Annotated in this window: 27 protein-coding genes and 1 pseudogene; 27 read left to right on the top strand and 1 reads right to left on the bottom strand. The window is 32.6% G+C overall.

The window, feature by feature from the left end; all coding sequences use genetic code 11:
• Nucleotides 1–20 precede the first annotated feature (20 nt).
• The 19 genes and pseudogenes from LG296_RS09930 to LG296_RS09840 all read left to right on the top strand — a co-directional run bounded on the left by LG296_RS09930 (nt 21) and on the right by LG296_RS09840 (nt 13,658).
• A complete protein-coding gene (locus LG296_RS09930) occupies nt 21–179 on the top strand; it encodes an STAS domain-containing protein (protein WP_235867694.1) in 159 nt (52 codons plus the stop codon).
• Between the two features lie 198 nt (nt 180–377).
• A complete protein-coding gene (locus LG296_RS09925) occupies nt 378–698 on the top strand; it encodes an STAS domain-containing protein (RefSeq protein WP_107937026.1) in 321 nt (106 codons plus the stop codon).
• Nucleotides 699–1,068: 370 nt separating this feature from the next.
• Nucleotides 1,069–1,206: pseudogene (locus tag LG296_RS09920) on the top strand (sulfurtransferase TusA family protein); the annotation flags it as partial.
• Between the two features lie 72 nt (nt 1,207–1,278).
• Nucleotides 1,279–1,758 carry a DsrE/DsrF/DrsH-like family protein gene (locus tag LG296_RS09915; protein WP_146223226.1) on the top strand — a complete coding sequence of 160 codons (480 nt, stop codon included), beginning with the start codon at nt 1,279–1,281 and terminating at the stop codon, nt 1,756–1,758.
• A gap of 676 nt (nt 1,759–2,434) precedes the next feature.
• Complete coding sequence (locus LG296_RS09910) at nt 2,435–3,055, top strand: cupin domain-containing protein (RefSeq protein WP_107937022.1); 621 nt, start codon at nt 2,435–2,437, stop codon at nt 3,053–3,055.
• A gap of 537 nt (nt 3,056–3,592) precedes the next feature.
• A complete protein-coding gene (locus LG296_RS09905) occupies nt 3,593–3,856 on the top strand; it encodes a metal-sensitive transcriptional regulator (protein ID WP_107937020.1) in 264 nt (87 codons plus the stop codon).
• 657 nt (nt 3,857–4,513) lie between these two features.
• On the top strand, nt 4,514–4,774 hold the full coding sequence (locus tag LG296_RS09900) for a metal-sensitive transcriptional regulator (RefSeq protein WP_235867693.1): 261 nt from the start codon (nt 4,514–4,516) through the stop codon (nt 4,772–4,774).
• Between the two features lie 60 nt (nt 4,775–4,834).
• Nucleotides 4,835–5,182, top strand: a complete 348-nt coding sequence (locus LG296_RS09895) for a rhodanese-like domain-containing protein (protein ID WP_107937016.1) — start codon at nt 4,835–4,837, stop codon at nt 5,180–5,182.
• A gap of 25 nt (nt 5,183–5,207) precedes the next feature.
• Nucleotides 5,208–5,504: a rhodanese-like domain-containing protein gene (locus LG296_RS09890; protein ID WP_107937014.1), complete on the top strand. Its 297-nt coding sequence runs from the start codon at nt 5,208–5,210 to the stop codon at nt 5,502–5,504.
• A gap of 48 nt (nt 5,505–5,552) precedes the next feature.
• Nucleotides 5,553–6,116, top strand: a complete 564-nt coding sequence (locus LG296_RS09885) for a sulfurtransferase TusA family protein (RefSeq protein WP_107937012.1) — start codon at nt 5,553–5,555, stop codon at nt 6,114–6,116.
• A 28-nt stretch (nt 6,117–6,144) separates the two neighbouring features.
• Entirely contained in the window at nt 6,145–6,540 is a 396-nt protein-coding gene (locus LG296_RS09880) for a DsrE/DsrF/DrsH-like family protein (protein ID WP_107937010.1), read from the top strand.
• 116 nt (nt 6,541–6,656) lie between these two features.
• Entirely contained in the window at nt 6,657–7,784 is a 1,128-nt protein-coding gene (locus LG296_RS09875) for an MBL fold metallo-hydrolase (protein WP_107937008.1), read from the top strand.
• Nucleotides 7,785–7,881: 97 nt separating this feature from the next.
• Nucleotides 7,882–8,109: a sulfurtransferase TusA family protein gene (locus LG296_RS09870; protein WP_107937006.1), complete on the top strand. Its 228-nt coding sequence runs from the start codon at nt 7,882–7,884 to the stop codon at nt 8,107–8,109.
• Nucleotides 8,110–8,204: 95 nt separating this feature from the next.
• The gene (locus tag LG296_RS09865) at nt 8,205–8,981 is read left to right on the top strand and encodes a sulfite exporter TauE/SafE family protein (RefSeq protein ID WP_107937004.1); all 777 of its coding nucleotides are present in this window, start codon (nt 8,205–8,207) and stop codon (nt 8,979–8,981) included.
• A 764-nt stretch (nt 8,982–9,745) separates the two neighbouring features.
• Nucleotides 9,746–11,035 carry a sensor histidine kinase gene (locus tag LG296_RS09860; protein ID WP_404426981.1) on the top strand — a complete coding sequence of 430 codons (1,290 nt, stop codon included), beginning with the start codon at nt 9,746–9,748 and terminating at the stop codon, nt 11,033–11,035.
• 18 nt (nt 11,036–11,053) lie between these two features.
• Nucleotides 11,054–11,728: a response regulator transcription factor gene (locus LG296_RS09855; RefSeq protein WP_107937000.1), complete on the top strand. Its 675-nt coding sequence runs from the start codon at nt 11,054–11,056 to the stop codon at nt 11,726–11,728.
• Between the two features lie 13 nt (nt 11,729–11,741).
• Nucleotides 11,742–12,665, top strand: a complete 924-nt coding sequence (locus tag LG296_RS09850) for a F510_1955 family glycosylhydrolase (RefSeq protein ID WP_107936998.1) — start codon at nt 11,742–11,744, stop codon at nt 12,663–12,665.
• Nucleotides 12,666–12,682: 17 nt separating this feature from the next.
• Entirely contained in the window at nt 12,683–13,417 is a 735-nt protein-coding gene (locus LG296_RS09845) for a sulfite exporter TauE/SafE family protein (RefSeq protein ID WP_107936996.1), read from the top strand.
• A 55-nt stretch (nt 13,418–13,472) separates the two neighbouring features.
• Nucleotides 13,473–13,658 (top strand): hypothetical protein, encoded by a 186-nt coding sequence (locus LG296_RS09840; RefSeq protein WP_181418099.1) that lies wholly within the window; start codon nt 13,473–13,475, stop codon nt 13,656–13,658.
• 236 nt (nt 13,659–13,894) lie between these two features.
• Here LG296_RS09840 and LG296_RS09835 read toward each other — a convergent pair whose 3' ends face one another.
• Nucleotides 13,895–14,227 carry a four-helix bundle copper-binding protein gene (locus tag LG296_RS09835; protein ID WP_107936994.1) on the bottom strand — a complete coding sequence of 111 codons (333 nt, stop codon included), beginning with the start codon at nt 14,225–14,227 and terminating at the stop codon, nt 13,895–13,897.
• Nucleotides 14,228–14,505: 278 nt separating this feature from the next.
• Here LG296_RS09835 and LG296_RS09830 point away from each other — a divergent pair, with 278 nt between their 5' ends.
• The 8 genes from LG296_RS09830 (at nt 14,506) to LG296_RS09795 (ending at nt 20,311) form a co-directional block, all read left to right on the top strand.
• Nucleotides 14,506–14,871, top strand: a complete 366-nt coding sequence (locus LG296_RS09830; RefSeq protein WP_107936992.1) for a hypothetical protein — start codon at nt 14,506–14,508, stop codon at nt 14,869–14,871.
• A 202-nt stretch (nt 14,872–15,073) separates the two neighbouring features.
• Nucleotides 15,074–15,703, top strand: coding sequence for a YdhK family protein (locus LG296_RS09825; RefSeq protein ID WP_107936990.1), 630 nt, complete (start codon nt 15,074–15,076; stop codon nt 15,701–15,703).
• Between the two features lie 258 nt (nt 15,704–15,961).
• Nucleotides 15,962–16,207, top strand: coding sequence for a hypothetical protein (locus LG296_RS09820; protein WP_107936988.1), 246 nt, complete (start codon nt 15,962–15,964; stop codon nt 16,205–16,207).
• On the top strand, nt 16,177–16,485 hold the full coding sequence (locus LG296_RS09815) for a VTT domain-containing protein (RefSeq protein ID WP_107936986.1): 309 nt from the start codon (nt 16,177–16,179) through the stop codon (nt 16,483–16,485). The genes LG296_RS09820 and LG296_RS09815 overlap by 31 nt, the downstream gene beginning before the upstream one ends.
• Before the next feature lie 129 nt (nt 16,486–16,614).
• Nucleotides 16,615–17,664: a stage II sporulation protein P gene (spoIIP, locus tag LG296_RS09810; RefSeq protein ID WP_107936984.1), complete on the top strand. Its 1,050-nt coding sequence runs from the start codon at nt 16,615–16,617 to the stop codon at nt 17,662–17,664.
• Nucleotides 17,665–17,883: 219 nt separating this feature from the next.
• Complete coding sequence (gene lepB, locus LG296_RS09805; protein ID WP_107936982.1) at nt 17,884–18,492, top strand: signal peptidase I; 609 nt, start codon at nt 17,884–17,886, stop codon at nt 18,490–18,492.
• 186 nt (nt 18,493–18,678) lie between these two features.
• Nucleotides 18,679–19,122, top strand: a complete 444-nt coding sequence (locus tag LG296_RS09800; protein ID WP_107936979.1) for an ASCH domain-containing protein — start codon at nt 18,679–18,681, stop codon at nt 19,120–19,122.
• A gap of 430 nt (nt 19,123–19,552) precedes the next feature.
• Nucleotides 19,553–20,311, top strand: coding sequence for an SDR family oxidoreductase (locus tag LG296_RS09795; RefSeq protein WP_251399066.1), 759 nt, complete (start codon nt 19,553–19,555; stop codon nt 20,309–20,311).
• Nucleotides 20,312–20,407 lie beyond the last annotated feature (96 nt).

Raw genomic sequence — 20,407 nt, 5'->3', positions numbered from 1 at the left:
ACTTTCAAAATATAGACTTTGTGGATTCATCTGGAATTGGCTTACTTATTTCAATTATCACAAACTTAAAAGAAAATGATAGAAACCCTACTATTACGAATATAAGTGACGATGTAAAAACGGTATTTACATTATTGCAATTAGATGAAATCTTAGGTAAAGACGTTATTTCACTATAACAAAAATCTAAAGCATGGCTTTGCTATGCCTTTTTGAATTTATCTAAGAAGGATATTCATATTGAAATCGGTGATTAAGAGAAATATTCTTAAATCAATGAGTAATTAGTTATAATAAAAACTATTAAAAAGCCTTTTAAATGGTTTAATAATCACAAATGGGGAAATTAGTAAAATGGGTATTATGGAGGTGTGTAAATGAGGCTAAATATACAATTTCGTGAAATCGAAAATTTATTAATAGGTTATATTGAAGGTGAAATCGATATAAATACAGCGCCAATATTAAAAGATGAATTTGAATTGATTGTTTTGTCAGACGGCATGAAAATAGAACTAGATTTGTCGAAAGTAGCTTATATGGATAGTAGTGGTCTTGGAGTAATTGTTGCATTTTATAAGAAAGTAATTAGAGAGAAAGTTGATTTGAAGTTGTTACTATCTGAACGAATGATGAGAATATTTAAAATTACGGGTCTTTGTGAATTTATGGATATTGAAAAGAAAAGATCAAACTAATGTAAGGTTAGAATTATTAACGCAGATTAAAAACTGCCTCAACGTGATATTAAGTTGAGGTAGTTCTTTTTTCACCGCTAAAAACTTGTAAATAGCTTGTTAATTTATAAGTTTTAATTGAAAATCTTGATTAGACAATTAATTTCAAAGTTAGCTCGAAATAAAAAAATACGCGCACTTTACTTTCACTTATTATACCTGTGTGGGTATGTTATTGAGGTTAAAACCCTATTATTTTTTTAAAATTATATATACCTATATGGGTATTTGTTGTAGAATGTACAAGGAGGCTAAAGAATGAATAATGATAGATTATTAGATACAAAGTGACTTGCTTGCCCGATGCCAATCGTAAAAACAAAAATAAGCTATTTATGAATTACAATCAGGTAAAGTGTTAGAAGTTCATATAACAGATAAAGGGGCAAAAGCTAACTTGACAGCTTGGTCAAACTCTACTGGGAATGAGTTATTAAAATACGAAGAAGACAATAATGTTTTAAAATTTTGGATTAAAAAAAAGGTTAATAGATTAAAAAAACATACCCTTCTGGGTAATTTGAGAAGAAGGAGAGATTATATGTCTGAAAAGAAAAGAACAACAATCGTTTTATTTAGTGGAGACTATGACAAAGCAATGGCGGCTTATATTATTGCAAACGGAGCGGCGGCTTACGATCATGAAGTGACAATTTTCCATACCTTTTGGGGGTTAAATGCATTACGAAAAGAGGAGCCATTGACATTGAATAAAGGATTCCTTGAAAAAATGTTTGCAAAAATGATGCCACGTGGTGCAGATAAAATGGGCTTATCAAAAATGAACTTTGCTGGGATGGGGCCAAAGATGATTAAACAGGTAATGAAAAAGCACAATGCCATGACTTTGCCGCAATTAATTGAGATGGCTCAAGAACAGGAAGTAAAGCTTATTGCATGTACAATGACAATGGATCTTTTAGGTCTTCATCAAGAAGAACTATTAAATGGAGTTGAATATGCAGGTGTAGCCGCTTATCTAGCTGAAGCAGGAAACGGAAATGTGAATTTATTTATTTGAAAAAATTTTCCTAGACATCAATACGACTAATTAAATGCTTTTTTGGGGAAAGAGAATAGGCTTGGTCTTCATATATTTTTTAAACTTTTTAATACCCTGTGTGGTATAACGTGAAGAAATTTGATCATAAAATCAGATGAGCAATTAACTGCAAAAGCCAATTGTACGAACAAAAAACAATCAATACACCGGAATCAAAGAAAATTATAGATGTATAAGAAATAGATAAATGTAGGTTAGTAACAATAACTACTTAGTCAGCTATAGTAGTCCATATAGTGTTAGAATATAAGGACGAGGTAAAAGTGTTATAGTTCTTCATTAAAAAGTGTAAAAATGAGTTGCTATTCGACACATTTTTTTAACAAAACAACAGTTGGATTTTGAGTTTTGTTAAGTTAGAATTAATAAAAAAATCCACACAACTTAAATAAAGGGAGTAGAGGACTTCCAGATGAGTAGTGTATTAAAGGTATCTAAATTATAAGCTTGACCCAAAATTGTAGAACTTTTTAAAGAATTTTTGAGAAGAGAAATTAGAGTTATAATAATCTGTAGCTTATGAAATGTTAATTCAAGAAGGATTGATGTACTTCTTTTAGGGTATCTGAATCAAAGTACGTTACTTTCACAGCTTGCATAGAATATTTTGATAACTGTGAAGGGACTGAAGAAAATGTATTATCCTTATATGTATGTACATCAAAATCCTTACTATAGAAATATGCCGATGTATCATAATAGAATGATGTATCCGACTTATCCTAATATGGTTGAACCTACACATCATATTAACTCAAACTTTGCTTCCAATGGGAATGGGGGAAGAATGCTAAAAGATCAAGGGCCTAATCCATTTGTCATTAATATTAATGAAGCTACGAAACAAAATAATACGTATCGTACAGCTATATGGACTGGGCAACATTTACAGGTCACATTAATGAGTCTAAATCCTGGAGAAGATATCGGATTGGAAATGCATCCAGATGTGGATCAATTCTTACGGATTGAACAGGGGCAGGGAATTACTCAAATGGGTAGAGGTAGGGATAATTTGAGCTTTAAAAGAAATGTAGAAGATGATTCGGCAATCTTTATACCTGCTGGTACATGGCACAATTTAACAAATACAGGGAATATTCCATTAAGACTTTACTCTATTTATGCGCCACCTAACCATCCGTTTGGTACTGTTCATCCTACGAAAGCAGATGCAATGGCTGCCGAACGTGTAACTGTCCATTATAATGCAAATCCCGTTAAGTTTGGCAATATTCCTGGTGAATGGGTATAGGTTAACAAATATTTAGTGAATGAAGGATTAGAGAATATTATATAAGAATAGTTGAGGAACGCTTTGTGCAAGAATTTATACATTCTACGGATTGTGGCAGGTTATTCGCCAAAGAATGCATACGAAATCGTAGAGACAGGGGACGCATTGGTGAGTCTAAACTTTTCCATCTAAGTTAAAAGCATAAACATTCGAAAAAAATATTAGGGGTTTTGCCAAATGGGCAAAACCTTTTTTTATATTAGTTTATAAATAGAAGAATTTTAAGGATGAAGATAATAATTATAAAGTGTAATAAACATTTTTATCTATACTAATAGAGAGAGAAATATACATAATGGACTATTCTATGTCATTCGATATGTAGGACAAAAAATAATGCTCTCATTATGCAAGTTGTCACTTTTGTCACAAACTTCAAATCTCTCACAGAAAATAAACCTTTGGCTGATCTAATAGGCATCATTAGCGCTTGACAACATACCTTGCGGGGTATAATATGTTGTTATTAATAATCAATGTAAAGGGAGTTTGCAATTGAATTCATATGATGATAAAGTCAAAAATAGAGTGAAACGAATGGAAGGTCAACTTCGTGGAATATTGAAAATGATGGATGAAGGAAAAGATTGCAAAGCTGTCATCACTCAACTTTCAGCTGTTCGTTCAGGAGTAGATCGTGCAATAGGCTTAATCGTTAGCCAAAACTTACTTGAATGTATTCAAGAAGCAGACGGTGATGAACAAGTTTTAAATGAGTCAATTCAAGAAGCGGTGAATCTATTTGTAAAAAGTCGATAACTAGTTCGGCTTTTTATTTTCAGTAAATAAATACCCTATACCGTATATAAAGTGGAGAAAGAATAAAAATGTAGGGGAAAAATATGACAAAGAGAATTATCATTGTTAGCGGAGTGGCTGGTCGACGAACAGCTGCTGCTATTCTATGAAAGGATAAGTGAAAATGTAGCTATTATACTTGCGGAACCCGGGGGGGATTGAATGCCACAAGTTATTAGCAAAATGATTGATAATGCCACTTGTTATCATGAGGGTAAAAACCCAATTAACAGGGAAAAGAAAAGATGAATCTTATTGCATTTCCATTAGCTAACAGGGTCAATTTATTTCAAGGAAAGAGCAAGAATATATTTGTGAACGATTTTATCGAACGGAATCTACGAATATAACAATTGGTGAAGAATTAGGTTTAGCGATATCAAAAGAAATTTTAGAAAAGCATGATGGCACTATCCGTTAAATTTCAGGTGGATATATTTATACGTTCGTTGTAACAAGCATCCCCATTTCATCTAAATAAGTAAAGTATATTAATGCTATTTATATGGAGAATCTAAATTCGAAAAAATTTTTTTGTTTACTTGTTGACAATATACCTATATGGGTATATTGTGTGTATATCGGCAAGAGAAAAAGAACTTGAAGGAGGCGGCACAAGTGAATTCGTATGATGTTAAAATTGTAAATCGTATCAAACGAATTGAAGGTCAACTTCGAGGGATATTGAAAATGATGGACGAAGGAAAAGACTGCAAGGCCGTCGTCACTCAATTATCAGCTGTCCGTTCAGGTGTTGACCACACAATTGCTGTAATTGTAAGTCAAAACCTAAAAGAATGTATATTGGAAGCAAAAAGCAACGAGGCTGCCAATGATTCTGTACAAGAAGCAATGGAGTTATTAGTTAAAAGTCGTTAAAAAATTGACTTTTATTTTTCAATTAAAAAATACCTATGGTGGTATGTGAGGGGCGAGTAAATGGAAATTTGGTTGATTATTGCGATCGCACTTGTTTTTATCATTTGGCGTATGCTACCGGCTAAAGGAACAAAAACTATATCGACAGAAGCATTAAAAGGGACACTAAACGATAAAGATAAAGTATTTGTCGATGTACGAACACCTGGTGAATATAAAGCAAGAAATATTCGTCAGTTTAAAAATATCCCATTAGGATCAGATTTTTCAAAACTTCCAAAAGATAAAGAAATTGTGGTCATTTGTCAAAGTGGGATGCGTAGCGGACAAGCTTGCAAACAATTAAAAAAATTGGGATATGATAATGTCACAAATGTTCGTGGTGGCATGAGTGCCTGGAGAGGCTAAAAATTAATTTAGGAGGAAATTGAAAATGAAAGAAATGACAGCAAAAGAGGTTCAACAACGTATAGAAAATGGTGAAATGCTAAATCTAATAGATGTCCGTGAAGTGGATGAAGTGCAGGCTGGCCATATTCCTGGCATTACGAATATTCCACTTGGATTACTTGAATTCCGTTCACATGAACTTGATAAAAATAAACAGTATATTATGGTTTGTCGTTCTGGCGGACGCAGTGGTCAAGCGACACAGTATTTAGAAAGTCACGGCTTTGATGTAACAAATATGACGGGTGGCATGCTTTCTTGGGAAGGGAAAGTTGAATAATTTTTTTAAGAAAAATAATACCCTTATAGGTATGTGGAGGTTTTCGAAATGTCAATAAAAGCAGATGTAAACTTAGATTGTAAAGGACTTGCATGTCCAATGCCGATTGTTAAAACGAAAAAGGCAATGAATGATGTGAAGGATGGTCAAATCTTAGAAGTACAAGCGACAGACAAAGGTTCAGTTGCGGACCTAAAAGCGTGGTCAGAAGGTGTTGGCCACCAGTATCTTGGTACGAAAGAAGAGGATGGTGTATTACTCCATTACATCCGTAAAAGTGGAGATGACCATGAATCAGAAAAGAAATTTGAACAAACGATTACAAATGAAGAAGTAATCAATCGTACTGCGAACGGCGGTATTATTCTAGATGTTCGTGAAGAAGCTGAATATGCATTTGGTCATATCGAAGGTTCAAAATCAATTCCACTGGGCGAATTAGAAGACCGCTTAAATGAGTTAGATAAAGACCAAGAAATTTATGTGATTTGTCGTACAGGAACACGCAGTGATTTAGCGGCACAAAAATTAGCTGGAAAAGGTTTTACAAAAGTGGTAAACGTGCTACCAGGAATGAGTTCTTGGAACGGCGATTTATCAAAAAAACTTTAAATTTTAATTAAAATGGAGGAATATTATCATGTCTAACAAAGTAGCAATTATCGCAAGTAACGGTGGGTTGTTTGACGCTTATAAAGTATTTAACATCGCAACGGCAGCAGCTGCAACAGAAAAAGAGGTAGCCATTTTTTTCACATTTGAAGGACTTAATTTAATCCATAAACAAGCGATGCAACAACTACCGATGCCAGAAGGAAAAGAACATTTTGCGGAAGGATTTGCAAAAGCAAACGTACCGAGCATTCCGCAATTAGTTGAAATGGCGCAAGAAATGGGCGTAAAATTTATCGGTTGTCAAATGACAATGGATGTAATGAATTTAACAAAAGAAGACTTTATAGATGGTATTGAAGTAGGTGGAGCTGTAACATTCCTTGAATTTGCGAAAGATGCAGCACCAACTCTAACATTCTAATGGCAAAGTAGTTAATTCTGAAACACCAAATTTCAGATAATTAGGGAAAACTAGTGGAAGGGAAAGTCCTTCCACTTAAAAAAACGTAAATATAATACCTATGGGGGTAAGTAAATATGGCAGTTATGAAAATGACAGCAGCGCAAGTAGCTCGTAAAGTGATAGAAAATAAAGAGTTATTTATTTTAGATGTACGTAACAAAGATTCATTTGAAGATTGGAAAATTGAAGGACACAGCTTTGATTATTTAAATATCCCATATTTTGATTTATTAGATGGAGTAGACGAAATCTTACCGAAACTTCCAACAGACAAAGATGTATTAGTTGTTTGTGCAAAAGAAGGTTCCTCTCTTATGGTCGCTGAAATGGTATCAGAAGCCGGTCGTGATGTATTCTACCTTGAAGGTGGGATGAAATCTTGGAGTATGTATCTAGAACCAATTAAAGTTGGTGATTTAACAGGTGGTGGCGAATTGTATCAATTCGTTCGCCTTGGTAAAGGTTGTCTTTCTTATATGGTCATTTCGGAAGGGGAAGCAGCGATTATTGATGCTGTTCGTTTCACAGAAGTTTTCACAAACTTTGCAAAAGAGAAGAATGTAGATATTAAACACGTATTTGATACACACTTACATGCAGATCATATCTCAGGTGGTCGTCATATTGCAGAAGCAACTGGTGCTACTTACTACTTACCACCAAAAGATGCTGAAGAGGTCGTTTTCGATTACACACCTCTTGAAGATGGTTTAACAGTTAATATCGGTGCATCTCAAATTGAAGTAGGCGCTCTTTACTCACCGGGACACACAATTGGTTCGACATCATTCATTGTTGATAGCAAGTATTTATTAACAGGCGACATTTTATTCATCGATTCAATCGGTCGTCCAGACTTAGCAGGTCTTGCAGCGGACTGGGTAGGCGATCTTCGCGAAACCTTATATCATCGTTACCGTGAATTAGCAGAAGATTTAATCGTACTACCTGCTCACTTCATGATTATTGAAGAGTTAAATGAAGATGGGACTGTAGCAAGACGTTTAGGTGACTTATTTATAGAAAACCACGGTTTAAACATAGAAAGTGATGAGGAATTCCGTCACACAGTAACAGATAACTTACCACCTCAACCAAATGCCTATGAACAAATTCGTCAAGTCAACATGGGTAAAATTACGCCAGAGAATGACGAACAAACAGAAATGGAAATCGGTCCAAACCGTTGTGCAGTTCGTTAAAAAATTTAAAAATAATCGTAAAACAATACTTCGGCAAGGAACGAAGAGATTCTCTTTCTTGCAAAACTACAATTATGAATCAAAAGGAGAATGTTGAATGGATGTAAATCAAGTATTAGATGCAAAAGGATTAGCCTGTCCTATGCCGATTGTACGAACAAAAAAAGCAATGGACATATTGGAATCAGGTCAAGTTTTAGAAGTGCAAGCAACAGATAAAGGGGCGCTAGCCGACTTAACGGCTTGGTCTGCTGCAGCTGGCCATACTCTTTTAGAACATAAAGAGGAAGCGGATGTATTAACGTTCTATATTCAAAAAGGGTAAAAAATAGAAAGTGAGTTGTTCTGCGACTCACTTTTCTTATTAACTGAGAGACTAAAAAATTGCAAGGTTTAATTGAATAGAAAGAAGGAAACAACATGGATATAAGTTATGTGGTCCTCCTTTTCGTTATAGGGTTTATTAGCTCATTTCTTTCTGGGATGCTTGGCATTGGCGGTGCGATTGTTAAATACCCAATGTTATTAATGATTCCGCCAGTGTTTGGCTTCCAGACTTTAACAGCACATGAGGTTTCCGGTATAAGCGCACTTGATGTATTATTTGTATCGATTGCTGGTGTCATAGGATTTCGAAAGGGTAGTTATTTAAATAAATCGTTAATTACTGTTATGGGGATAACGGTGCTAATAGGGACATTTATCGGTAGTTTTGGATCAGAATATTTTACGGAAGCTCAAATAAACATTGTCTACGGAATATTAGCATTATTAGCAGCCGTTATGATGTTTATTCCAAAAAAGAAGATTGATGATATACCTTTAGAAGAAGTCACCTACAATAAACCTCTTGCCGGAATTCTCGCATTTATGGTCGGAATTGGTTCTGGTATTGTAGGTGCTGGTGGTGGATTCTTACTAATTCCAATTATGTTATTAGTATTACGGATTCCTACAAGAATGACGATAGCATCCAGCTTAGCGATTACGTTTATTTCATCCATTGCGGGTTCGATAGGTAAAATCTCAACAGGGCAAGTAGAATATGTAACTGCGGTTATTGTGATCATTGCCGGACTAATTGCCGCTCCGATTGGTGCTAAAATCAGTAAAAAAATGAATACTAAGATATTGCAAGGTATTTTAATGGTTTTAATTCTAGGAACTACGATTAAATTATGGATGGATATATTATAGAAAAAAGGCTTAAGGAATCTTAATTGCTTACAGAGAGAAAACAATAGGAGAATTGATTGTATAGATTTTCACTATATAGTTTTAACAACTTAAACGGTTGATTATGCAATTCTAGCTATTTTGTTGAACAATTAGTTGACTAAAACTCAGTGTATTTAATATTTAATTAATGAGTTAATGAAAAATAGACTAGCTACTTGTGAAGTTAGTCTATTTTTTATTAACTTTAAATTCCTAAAGTTCTAGATTTCCTAGAATCAATCTCCTGACCAACATTTGTATATTGTACACTTCATATGGATTAAGTTCTGAAACAAAATCGGTGGACATATGTCCAAAAATATAATTACGAATATAATTAGTATTTTGAATCAGTCCATAGATCTTTAATTACTTATCAAAAATAACTACATCGTCAAATTATATTGATTTTACCCCTAACCGGCTTTATAAGATTACCACGAATCACCCTTCTCAATGTATAAGATTCTAATATACCTATCTTGGTTAATTTTTCTAAAATAAGTTCAGAGAATGTCAACTTGTCCACTCCCTTAAAATAAATTTATTTTCAATCTATGTTTCATATTTTTTTCTTTTTAGTTATTATTAAAGATTATTTGCTTTAAAAATCTGCATAATTTTTTCATATTTTTAAATTATAATAAAGCTTTCTGAGAGAGTGGGTGTTTATATTGAATAAAATTTCAACAAAGTTGGCCCTTTACTTTTTTGCTGCCGTACTTATATTGGAGTTAATTCTAATGTTTTATCTTCACCGAAACATAATACATAGTAGAGTGGGTGAGGAATTTTCTAGATTGTTAGCAAATGGAGAAAATCATAGAGATGTATTAACTGAAAACTATTCTGAATCTACAATTAAACATATCGTATTGATGGAAAATAATAATAATAGAGAAGTAATGATTATTAATAGTGAAGGTGTTGTTATTAGCAGCTCTGATGAAAATAATCCAACATTAGAGAGCTATGTGCCATCAGTTATGAAGAAGAAGTCAAATTTAGATAGTATTTTAGTTTCAGACTATAAGAATTCACCCTATATCGTTAGTATACATCCTTATCAAAATGGTGAGCATTCTGGTTATGTACTAATGTATCAAAGTACAAATTCTATAAATCAAATGGTGAATGAGTTAACTATGCATTTTGGAATCGCAGGTGCAACGAGTGTTGTAATTATTCTAATTATTTACGCAGTCCTATCAAAAGTCCTTACAAGACCATTAATTAATATGAAAGAGGCTACAGAGAAATTAAGTAAGGGAGATTTCGAGGTAACACTTTCATATGCAAGTAAGGATGAACTTGGGGAATTGTCAGTTGCTATTCAGAAGCTTGCAAAGGATTTAGAACTCTTAAAAAAAGAAAGAAATGAATTTCTGGCATCGATTTCACATGAGTTAAGTACGCCTTTAACATATTTAATTGGTTATGCAAAAGTAGCTATGAGAAAAGAGCTAGATGAGAAAAAGCGAGATCATTATCTTTCTATTATTGCTGAAGAAGCTGACGGTATGAAGGATCTAGTTAAAGATTTACTTGATTTAGCAAAGATAGATGAAAATTCATTTACGGTTAATAAAGAAAACTTTTTGTCTCAGCCATTCCTAGATAATATATTTAAACTCGTAGGGCCTTCATTTTTGAATAAAGGCCTTAAATTAGATTTCGAAAGCAAAGAGAACTTTCAAATTTTCGCTGACCCTTTACGATTGCAACAAATCGTACTGAACCTTTTAGATAATGCATTGAAATATACCAACAATGGTAAAAAAGTACGGTTAGAGGCTTATAGTTTGAATGGTAGAGCAGTTATTTCAGTAAGTGATGAAGGTATTGGTATTCCCTCAGATGAAATTGAATTTATTTTCGATAGATTGTATCGGGTTGAAAAGTCTCGTTCTCGCATTTATGGTGGCTCAGGTATTGGACTATCGGTTGTTAAAGAGTTAGTTGAGGCACATGGAGGTACGATAGAAGTAGCAAGCAAACTAGGTGAAGGCAGCACATTTAAGTTAATGATTTAATTTGGAGGTTCTTACAATATGCAAACAGCTCTCTTAGTAGATGATGAACATAGAATGTTAGATTTGGTTGAATTATTTCTGATGCCACAAGGAATAAAGTGTATTAAGGAATCAAGTGGGAAAAATGCGATTGATATACTAAAAAAAGAGAAAGTACACATAGTTTTATTAGATGTAATGATGCCTGGAATGGATGGATGGGAAGTGTGTAATGCCATCCGAGAATTCTCCGATGTTCCAATTATTATGTTGACAGCGAGAACAGATAAAATTGATTTAGTAAAAGGTTTAAACAGTGGTGCAGATGATTACATTACAAAACCTTTTGATGAAAGAGAATTGGTTGCAAGAGTCCATGCAATTTTAAGGCGATCACCAGAAGAAGAAAAAGATCTCAGTATCCATTACAATGACTTTACTTTAGATACTGAAAGGTATTCCTTAAAATATTTTGATTTAAAAGTTCAGCTAACGTTAAAAGAGTTTTTTATTTTAAAGGCGTTAATATCTAGACCCAATAAAACATATACGCGTGAAGAATTGTTGGATTTAGCTTGGGAATACGAAACTGAAACTGATATCCGAACAGTTGATTCTCATATTCGGAATTTAAGGGACAAACTAAAAAAGGCAGGATTTCCTACTGATGAATTTCTAAAAACAGCATGGGGAATCGGTTATAAATGGAGTTAAGGGGAAAATGACAATGAAAATAATAAAAATCTTATTTGGACTATTATTGGTATCTATTTTCTTAGTAGCTTGTAATTCTGAACAAAAGTATTCATTCGAAAATGTGAAAAACGAAAAAATTGACCATGTTCATGGTTTAGGGTATGCAAATGGAGGAAATGAGTTCTTAGTTGCAACTCATAATGGCCTATATCAATTTGACAAAAAATCATGGAAGGTAGCTAATAGTCAAAAACATGATTATATGGGGTTTGCAGCAGTTAGAGACGGCTTCTATTCAAGTGGACATCCAGAGGAAGGTTCAAATCTAAAAAACCCCTTAGGACTTATTAAAAGTACAGGTAAAGGTGCTAATATGGAACAATTAGCCTTTTATGGGGAACTTGATTTCCATTATCTTGCAGTTGGTTATGATAATAATACAATTTATGTCTTTAATGAAACACCTACGGATAATTTAGAGGGTGGTTTACATTATTCAACTGATGAAGGAAAGACATGGACTAAAGTAGCCCTAAATGGATTTAATTCATCTTCTATTTCTAATTTTGCAGCACATCCATCAAAAGAAGGAATTCTTGTAATAGGTAGTAAAGATGGAATTTATTTATCAAAGGACTATGGAGAAAATTTTTCGGAATTAATTTTTAATGAAATGGTAACCTATGTAACTTTAATTGAAAATGGAGGAATTTATTCCACTATTGATGATATTCAACAAGTATATTTAAAATTATTTACATTAGAGAGTAAGGAAGTAAAGGATATTAAACTTCCGAAAGAAATAAAGAATGATCCAATCATTAATCTTGCAGTTAATCCAAATGAGCACCAAGAAATAACAATAGTGACAAATAATTTATCGATTTATCAAACAAAAGATCAAGGAGATTCATGGTATAGCCTTGCTGTACATGGAAACTTAGTACTTGAATAAGGTAGTGAATATTAGAAATGTATAGCTTTTTATCACAAATCAGTCAAGTCATCAGCCAGCCTATTTCTGTATATTTAAATTCATATGAACATCCCCCAATTATTATTGCGCTTCTATTAGGATTAATCGGTGCATTTGCTCCATGTCAACTTACAGGAAATATCAGTGCATTTACTCTGTACGGAAATCGTACAATACAAGTTGATAAAAATTGGGTAGAAATTTTTTCGTTTATAGGTGGAAAAGTTGTAGTTTATTTTTCAATCGGATTATTAGCTTGGATCTTTGGTCAATCCTTCGAGTCTAAAATAACAGAATACTTTCCTATATTTCGAAAAGCGAATGGTCCGCTTTTAATCTTAACTGGATTAGTACTTCTTGGAATTATAAGGTTGAGGTTTTTAAACAAACTTTTTAATTATGTCCCAGCGAATATTAAGACTGGAAAGTTTGGCTCTTTCTTGTTAGGGTCTAGTTTTGCAATAGCGTTCTGTCCAACGATGTTTGTACTTTTTTTTGTATGGTTAATGCCAACAGTTGTATCCACATCTTTTGGAATTATACTACCAGTCATATTTGGGTTTGCCACATCTATTCCATTAATTATTATATTGGGGTTAATTTGGTACTTTGATATAAAAGGTTTAATTATGAAAAAGAGTATTAAAATCGGAAAAATCATACAAAAGATAGCTGGTCTTCTGCTAATAATTATAGGAATCTTTGATACATTAACTTATTGGGGAATATAAAATAATAAAATCAAATAATGTAAAAGCTTAAAATGAAGGTGGAAAGAAAGTAGTCATGGTTGGAGACGGTGTGATTGATCCACCAGAATTAGCGGAAGCGGATCTAGTGATTGCTATTGGAACTCGAACAGAAGTTGCCATTGAAACTGCGGATGTTGTCTTAGTCAATAGTAATCCAATTTATATACTTAGTACCTTAAAACATTCCAAAGCTAGTCACAGAAAATGGTTCAAAATCTAGGCTGGACTGCTGGATATATTATCAATTCAATCCACTTGCTGTAGAAGTACCGTATAACGTTGTAGTCGTCATTACAACAGCAATTGGATTGGCCGTAATGTCTAAGTACTATTTTGCAATTAATGCACAACTTTTTAAGATTAATCATGATTAAGTATGAAATTGAAAAAAATTGCCTAAAAATTTTTAGGCAATTTTTTTAGTACCCTGTTAAGTTTTGGGTTACTCTCTTTTGATTAGCTAGCCATTGTTCTACAAACATCGGCGCATTTTCTGCAAGCTTCTGCACACTTCTTACAATGTTCATGGTGACTACTATGCTTTTCACATTCAATTGCACATGCTTCACAAATATCGGCACATAGTATACAGATCTCAGTAGCGAACTGACTTCCACGCGACATGGCAGACGCTGCATAACTGCAAATATCAGCACACTCTCGAGTAAGTCGGATACATTCAGCCAACATTTTGACATCTTTTTCTTTTAAACATGCATCATAACAATGATTACACTCAATCAAACAATCAAGACATTCTTCGATACATTCTTTAAATTGTTCATGCATTTTACCTACCTCCTTAATGTTTTGATACGATTGTAGGGTACCCCGCTAATGTATATTTAAACTTTACATTTTAAAATTGTTAATTCGAACACATTAGGATTAAATGAAGGCTTACTTATTTTTAACTGATATATCATTTACTAAACAATTCAAAGACATTATGCAGTAAAGTAATTAATTCGCATTGATACTTATGCGAATTTTTTATTATTAAAGTATTATAGTATCAAAGAATACAATATATAAAATGAATCCAAAAAAATAACGAGGTGAAGGTGTTGTGTGTTAATAATGATTTTATTGAACAGTATGCATATAAAATGTATGAGGAAATAAATAAAAGTTCATTATTTACAATCGTAAGAATAGAAGGAATAGAGGGAACATATTTAACTTCTCAAATATTAAAGAAACAATGGGATAGGAAGAATCTTATTACAAAGCTTATTCTCCAAGATAAATGTAATAACTGTTATGTTGTAAACCCCGATTCTTTTGGTTTAAAATTTGCCAATGGAGAAATTAGTTATAAAGAATATAAAAAATTACAAAAACGAGACGATTTTAAATGGATAAGTTTTTCGCTTTTAGGAATTAGTTTTCTATGTATAATGCTATATTTCCTATTAAAATTTTTTAACTAAGATGAACCATGCATAATCTAAGAATTTCGATAAAAACAAAGCTAATCTACAATATGTAGAATAACTTTGTTTTTATTTGTCATTTCAGCAAACGTAATTAATAAAAGAAGAAGTTATTCTGCATATTTTTTGCAAATTTAAAGTTTATACTACGAGAAGTAGGAAAAAATAAATAATGATAATTAATTGGGAGGAATTTATAATGACTAATAAAATTATGATAAGTGTTATTTCATTATCTGCAGCTTTAATGCTTTCAGCATGCTCAGGAAATAATAATGATGAGGCAAATCAAAATGAAACAGCTCAAGAAGAAACAAATGAGATGACAGGGCATGACATGGAGGGCATGGAAGATACTGATGAATCTGAAGGAATAGAGGACACAGATTATTCCTCAATGAATCACTCAGGAGATGCTGAAATACCAGAAGGATTAGAAGAATCAGCAGATCCTGCTTTTCCAGTTAGTAGTAAAGCGATAATTCAAGCTGATCACATGGAAGGCATGAATGGTGCTGAAGCTACAATCGTAGGGGCTTATGATACTACCGTTTATACTGTTTCCTATACTCCTACAAATGGTGGAGAGCCAGTAACAAATCATAAGTGGGTAATCCATGAAGAGTTAGAAGGAGCAGGAGAAGAACCATTTAAACAAGGTGAAGAAGTAACGATTAATGCAGATCACATGGAAGGGATGCAAGGAGCAACTGCAACAATTGATAGTGCAGAAGAAACAACAGTCTATATGGTAGATTATACTTCCACAACAGGCGTTGAAGTAACAAATCATAAATGGTTAACAGAAACTGAACTAGCCGTTGAATAATTCTCAACAAAGTACACCTTGAAAGTTTAAGGTGTACTTTATAATTTGAAATATTTAATTTATCTGAAATTAATTAATAGTTTCCGTTAAGATTGGTTCTTAAAGATAATTGAAATAGCTTTTGAAGGAACTGATTGAGTACGAATGATTTCCTCTTCATTATTATCTATGTCCCCTAGCTCAATCAGCACCTAATTTTCTGCGTGATCCTGATTATTGACGCCATCAACAAAAAAATTATGAAAATGAGTTGGTATTATGATGGGAATTTTAAGCCAAGCTGGCATTTTTTCTATCTTTGTAAGTATATTAATTAACATATTGATTAGTATTACTGGAGTTTTACCCAGTGCATTTATTACCTTTGCTAATCTTTCCTATTTTGGCCTGTATGGTGGATTTATAGTATCTATTATCGGAGAAGCATTAGGTGCAATTATAAGCTTTGTTTTATATAGAAAAGGATTAAAAAAATGGAGGTTAAAAAAAACTCAACAAGGTTAATTGAGAAAATAAAAAAACTTGAAGGAATAAATGCTTTTTGGATGATTCTATTTTTAAGAATTATGCCATTTATTCCATCAGGGGCAGTAACATTGGGAGCTGCATTTTCAAAAGTTTCCCTTAGCTTATTTGCAGTAGCAAGTACAATTGGAAAAGTACCCTCCATACTAATGGAAGCAACTGCAATTTATGGGTTAATGCTGATTGATTTAGAATTCCAAATTATTATTGTTATTCTAGTGTTTTGTTTTCTTATTTGGAAATTAAAACTCAAATAAAATAGGTAGGTAGTTAAAAATTTATTCGTAAATGCTCTTAATTTAATTTAATTGTTACTACTAAAATACGTATAATTATTAATATTTGAATCTAATAATTGTGAGTCAGGGAAGGATAGAAGTAACTGAATGTCTACAAAATTAAAACAGAATAAAAAGGCTAGTGCAAAAAAAAGAACTATACTAGTACTTCTATTATATTTTGCATTATTATTATTTTTCCTTTGGTTACTGGGTTTTCTATGGCTCATGTTTTTTAATGAATCTAATAAAAATGAAAACAGTGAAACTCTCGATGAAACTAATTTACCAGAAAAAAGTAATTCTAGTGAAGGTTCAAATTATTTTAAGAAACCTAATAATCCATTTGGTCAAAATACAGAAATAGAAATAGATAATAACTTAGGTTCACCAGAGCGAGATGAATATCAACCCTCAATGAAGACTCTATTTGAGAATAGAGAACTTAAATTTGAAAACATAGATGTTATTTTTGAAAATATGAAATCATCCAAAAGACCTGAAATGCAGGCTACTTTTGGAAAAGATGTCGTTTACATCTATCATACTCATAGTAGAGAATCATTTTTGCCCTATCTTAAAAATACATTTAAACCAGAAGAAGCTTATCATTCAATAGCCAATATTACTTTAGTTGGAAAAATGCTAGGTAGAGCATTGGAAAGTTATGGTGTAGGAACTAAAGTTGATACTTCAGATATAGTACAACTTTTAGAGACAAAAAATTTAATTTATGGAAATTCATATGATTTATCAGGAGAAATAGTAAAAGCTGCACAAAGTGAAAGTGGAGATTTGGACTATTTTATTGATGTACATCGTGACTCTTTAAGAAAAAGGGATACTTCAATTGAAATTAACGGTTTAAAGTATGCTAGATTATTATTTGTGGTGGGTACTGGACATGCAGATTATGAAAAGAATCTTGCGTTTGCAAATGAATTACAAACAATGTTAGATACTTTATATCCAGGATTATCAAAAGGAATTTTACAAAAAAGTAGTAGTCAAGGAAATGGAATATATAATCAAGATCTTTCTCCAAATTCCATCATTCTTGAAATTGGCGGTGTAGATAATACTGTTGAGGAACTTCATCGTTCTACTGAAGCTTTTGCTGAAGTGGTAAGTGAATTCTATTGGCGTGGTGAAGAGTAAGGTGACGCCAAAAGTTTTGCAAATATTAATTTTGAAGGATGTTCACAAAAGTTGGGCATCTTTTTTACCGATGTTACGAAAGATATAGAATCTTATGATGATTTTATTACTTACAGCATGTTTAACTTTTATCAATCAAGAAATATAGACACTGATAAAGAATGATAGTAAGAGAAAAAATTTAAAGGTTTTTTAAATTATCTAAGAAGGTGGAATTTAATGAAGTTATGGACGCTTTTTATTGTTTCGTTAATTATGTTGGTTGGCTGCTCTAATGTATCATCTGAAACAATAACAGATGAAAATTCAAAACCTGACATTGCAACAATTGAACATGTTACAGCTGAGATGATAACATACCACCACATGTACGATAATATGGACAGAGGAAATCATGATTATTCTGATAAGACTCTAGCGATTGAATCAAATGTGAATACAACTGACATCTCAAGAGGAGATGTTATTTCTTTTGAAAATGAAGAAAATGACCAAGACATATCTAGGGTGGTTGCTCTACCTGGGGAAAAAGTAAAGATCACTAAAGGACAGATTTATATTAATGGGCTTAAGTTAGACACTTTTTACGGTAAAGCCCATAGAACTGGTTTAGATAAAGAAAATTACTTTAAAAAGATGGACGAAGCTGGATCAGAATATAATGAGGAAGCGAAGAATGAAATATTTGAGCTTAATATGGAGGAAATAGAACTTTCTGATAATGAATATTATCTAATTGGGGATGATTGGTTTCGAGGTAAGAGGATCGTAGTAACAGAAGAACAAATTATTGGAAAAGTGATGGGATACACCAACCAACTGAATTAATAAATCGGCATCAATTTATTTTGATGCTTTTTTTATGGGTACTGATTGAGGTGGCTTAACAAAATCTGTAGATAAAGTGTTAGTTGTTCAATTATTTTAAAGAATTACTAATTGTATACTAGTTGTTATAATGTAAAATTAAGGAATAACCTAAGAAAGTAGATAATGATAAAAGGATGATAATAAATGAATAATAGAGTTCAAGATTTTTGGAATGAATTTTGTATAGCAACGAATCAATTTGAGATTAAATATAAAGATGCTTTTCAATTTGGCGCTTCCGCTGATTGGTTAGCGGAGTTGGTTGTACAAGGAAAGAAGACAGCAACGACTTCGGGTTATGTGTTTTATGAGCTAGAAAAGGCGCCTATTCCTGAAGCTGGGGAATATTATATTGTTTTAGATGGTCAGGAAGAGCCAGTCGCTGTTATTCAAATCCAATCTGTTGAAGTACTTCCGATGAATGAGGTTACTGAGGAATTCGCTTTAGCAGAAGGAGAAGGAGATTATCAATATTGGTGGCAAGCACATGAAAAATTCTTTACCGAATTATTAAAAGAGTATGATATAGAATTTTCACCAGATATGGTGGTGGTATGTGAGCGTTTTAAAAAAGTATATTCGAAATAAAAAAGTTAACTAATTTTAAATTCTAATAGGTTCTTTCACCATGTGGTGTCTGTCAAGAAAGGTTACGTTTTCGGGGTGTTGATGTCATGGTTGGCGTTACGACTCCAGATAATACTTTAAAATTTGTTAGTCTAAATGCGTTGCAACCCTATCATTGGGCGATTGCATATCCAGCAGAAGAATTGGAACATTATCAAAAATGATTATGTAAGAAGATTGGATAGGGAGAAAAGATTAAGAAAACTAGAATAAAAAACTATAAATCTTGTAACGAATAAGTAATTAAAGCTATATAAGTATCACACACTATAATTTTGGTGAAAGGAGGGCGGAAGGCTGCCTTAAACTAGTGGGAACGTTAGTTGAATAAAGTAACCAACTGTAGAATATTACATTATAAAGATAATCCATTTGAATGGGAGAGTTGTACTTGAGAATACTTGTAACTGGTTCAACCGGACAATTAGGTTCCGCTTTGTTAAAGCAATTAAAAGGTTTAGATTATAAAGTAAAAATAACTTCGAGAAGAAAACCTGAAGGAGTAGACTTCAAATGGGTTTATAGCGATTTATTATCTGGTGAAGGATTAGAAGAAGCAGTAAAAGATGTTGATGTAATTATTCATGCAGCTACTAGTCCGGTCAATAAATCTAAAGACATCGAGGTTATTGGATTTGAAAGATTTTTAAGTAAGTTGCATCATATAAAACTTTTTATTTATCCATCAATTGTAGGGATTGAGGAAATCCCCTTCAAGTATTATAGACTTAAATACAAAGCAGAAGAATTATTAAAGGATAGTTCTCTACCGTATACAATTGCTCGTGCAACTCAGTTTCATAGCTTCGTTGATAATTTACTTTTATCAAAACCTTTATTTGGAAGATATATAATCCCTGGAAGGATCAAATTTCAAAGCGTGGATGTAAATGAATTTGCCAGACATTTAATCGACTTAGTGAATAAAGGCCCACAAGGAAAATTAGATGATTTTTGTGGTCCGGATATAATGACATTAAGAGAAATGGCGGAGTTGAAAATTAAGATTACCAATGAAACCAATAATGTTTTAAGCATTCCTTTCTCAGGAAAACTATACAATTCTTTAATTGAAGGAAAAAATACAAACCCTATGCAAAAAAAGGGAATAATTTCCTACGAGGAGTATCTAAGGAATAAGCTGAATTAATGATGTTGTATTAAGTGGGATACTCTATTTAAGAATGGAATAATTACGAGCAAAAAGGCTTAGAGATAAACACTCTATGCCATTTTTTGGTTAATG

The organism is Ureibacillus chungkukjangi (assembly GCF_044795995.1).
GTDB classification, from domain to species: domain Bacteria; phylum Bacillota; class Bacilli; order Bacillales_A; family Planococcaceae; genus Ureibacillus; species Ureibacillus chungkukjangi.
The sequence above is the reverse complement of the archived record's forward strand: the minus strand, read 5'-3'. Positions and strand labels throughout refer to the sequence as shown.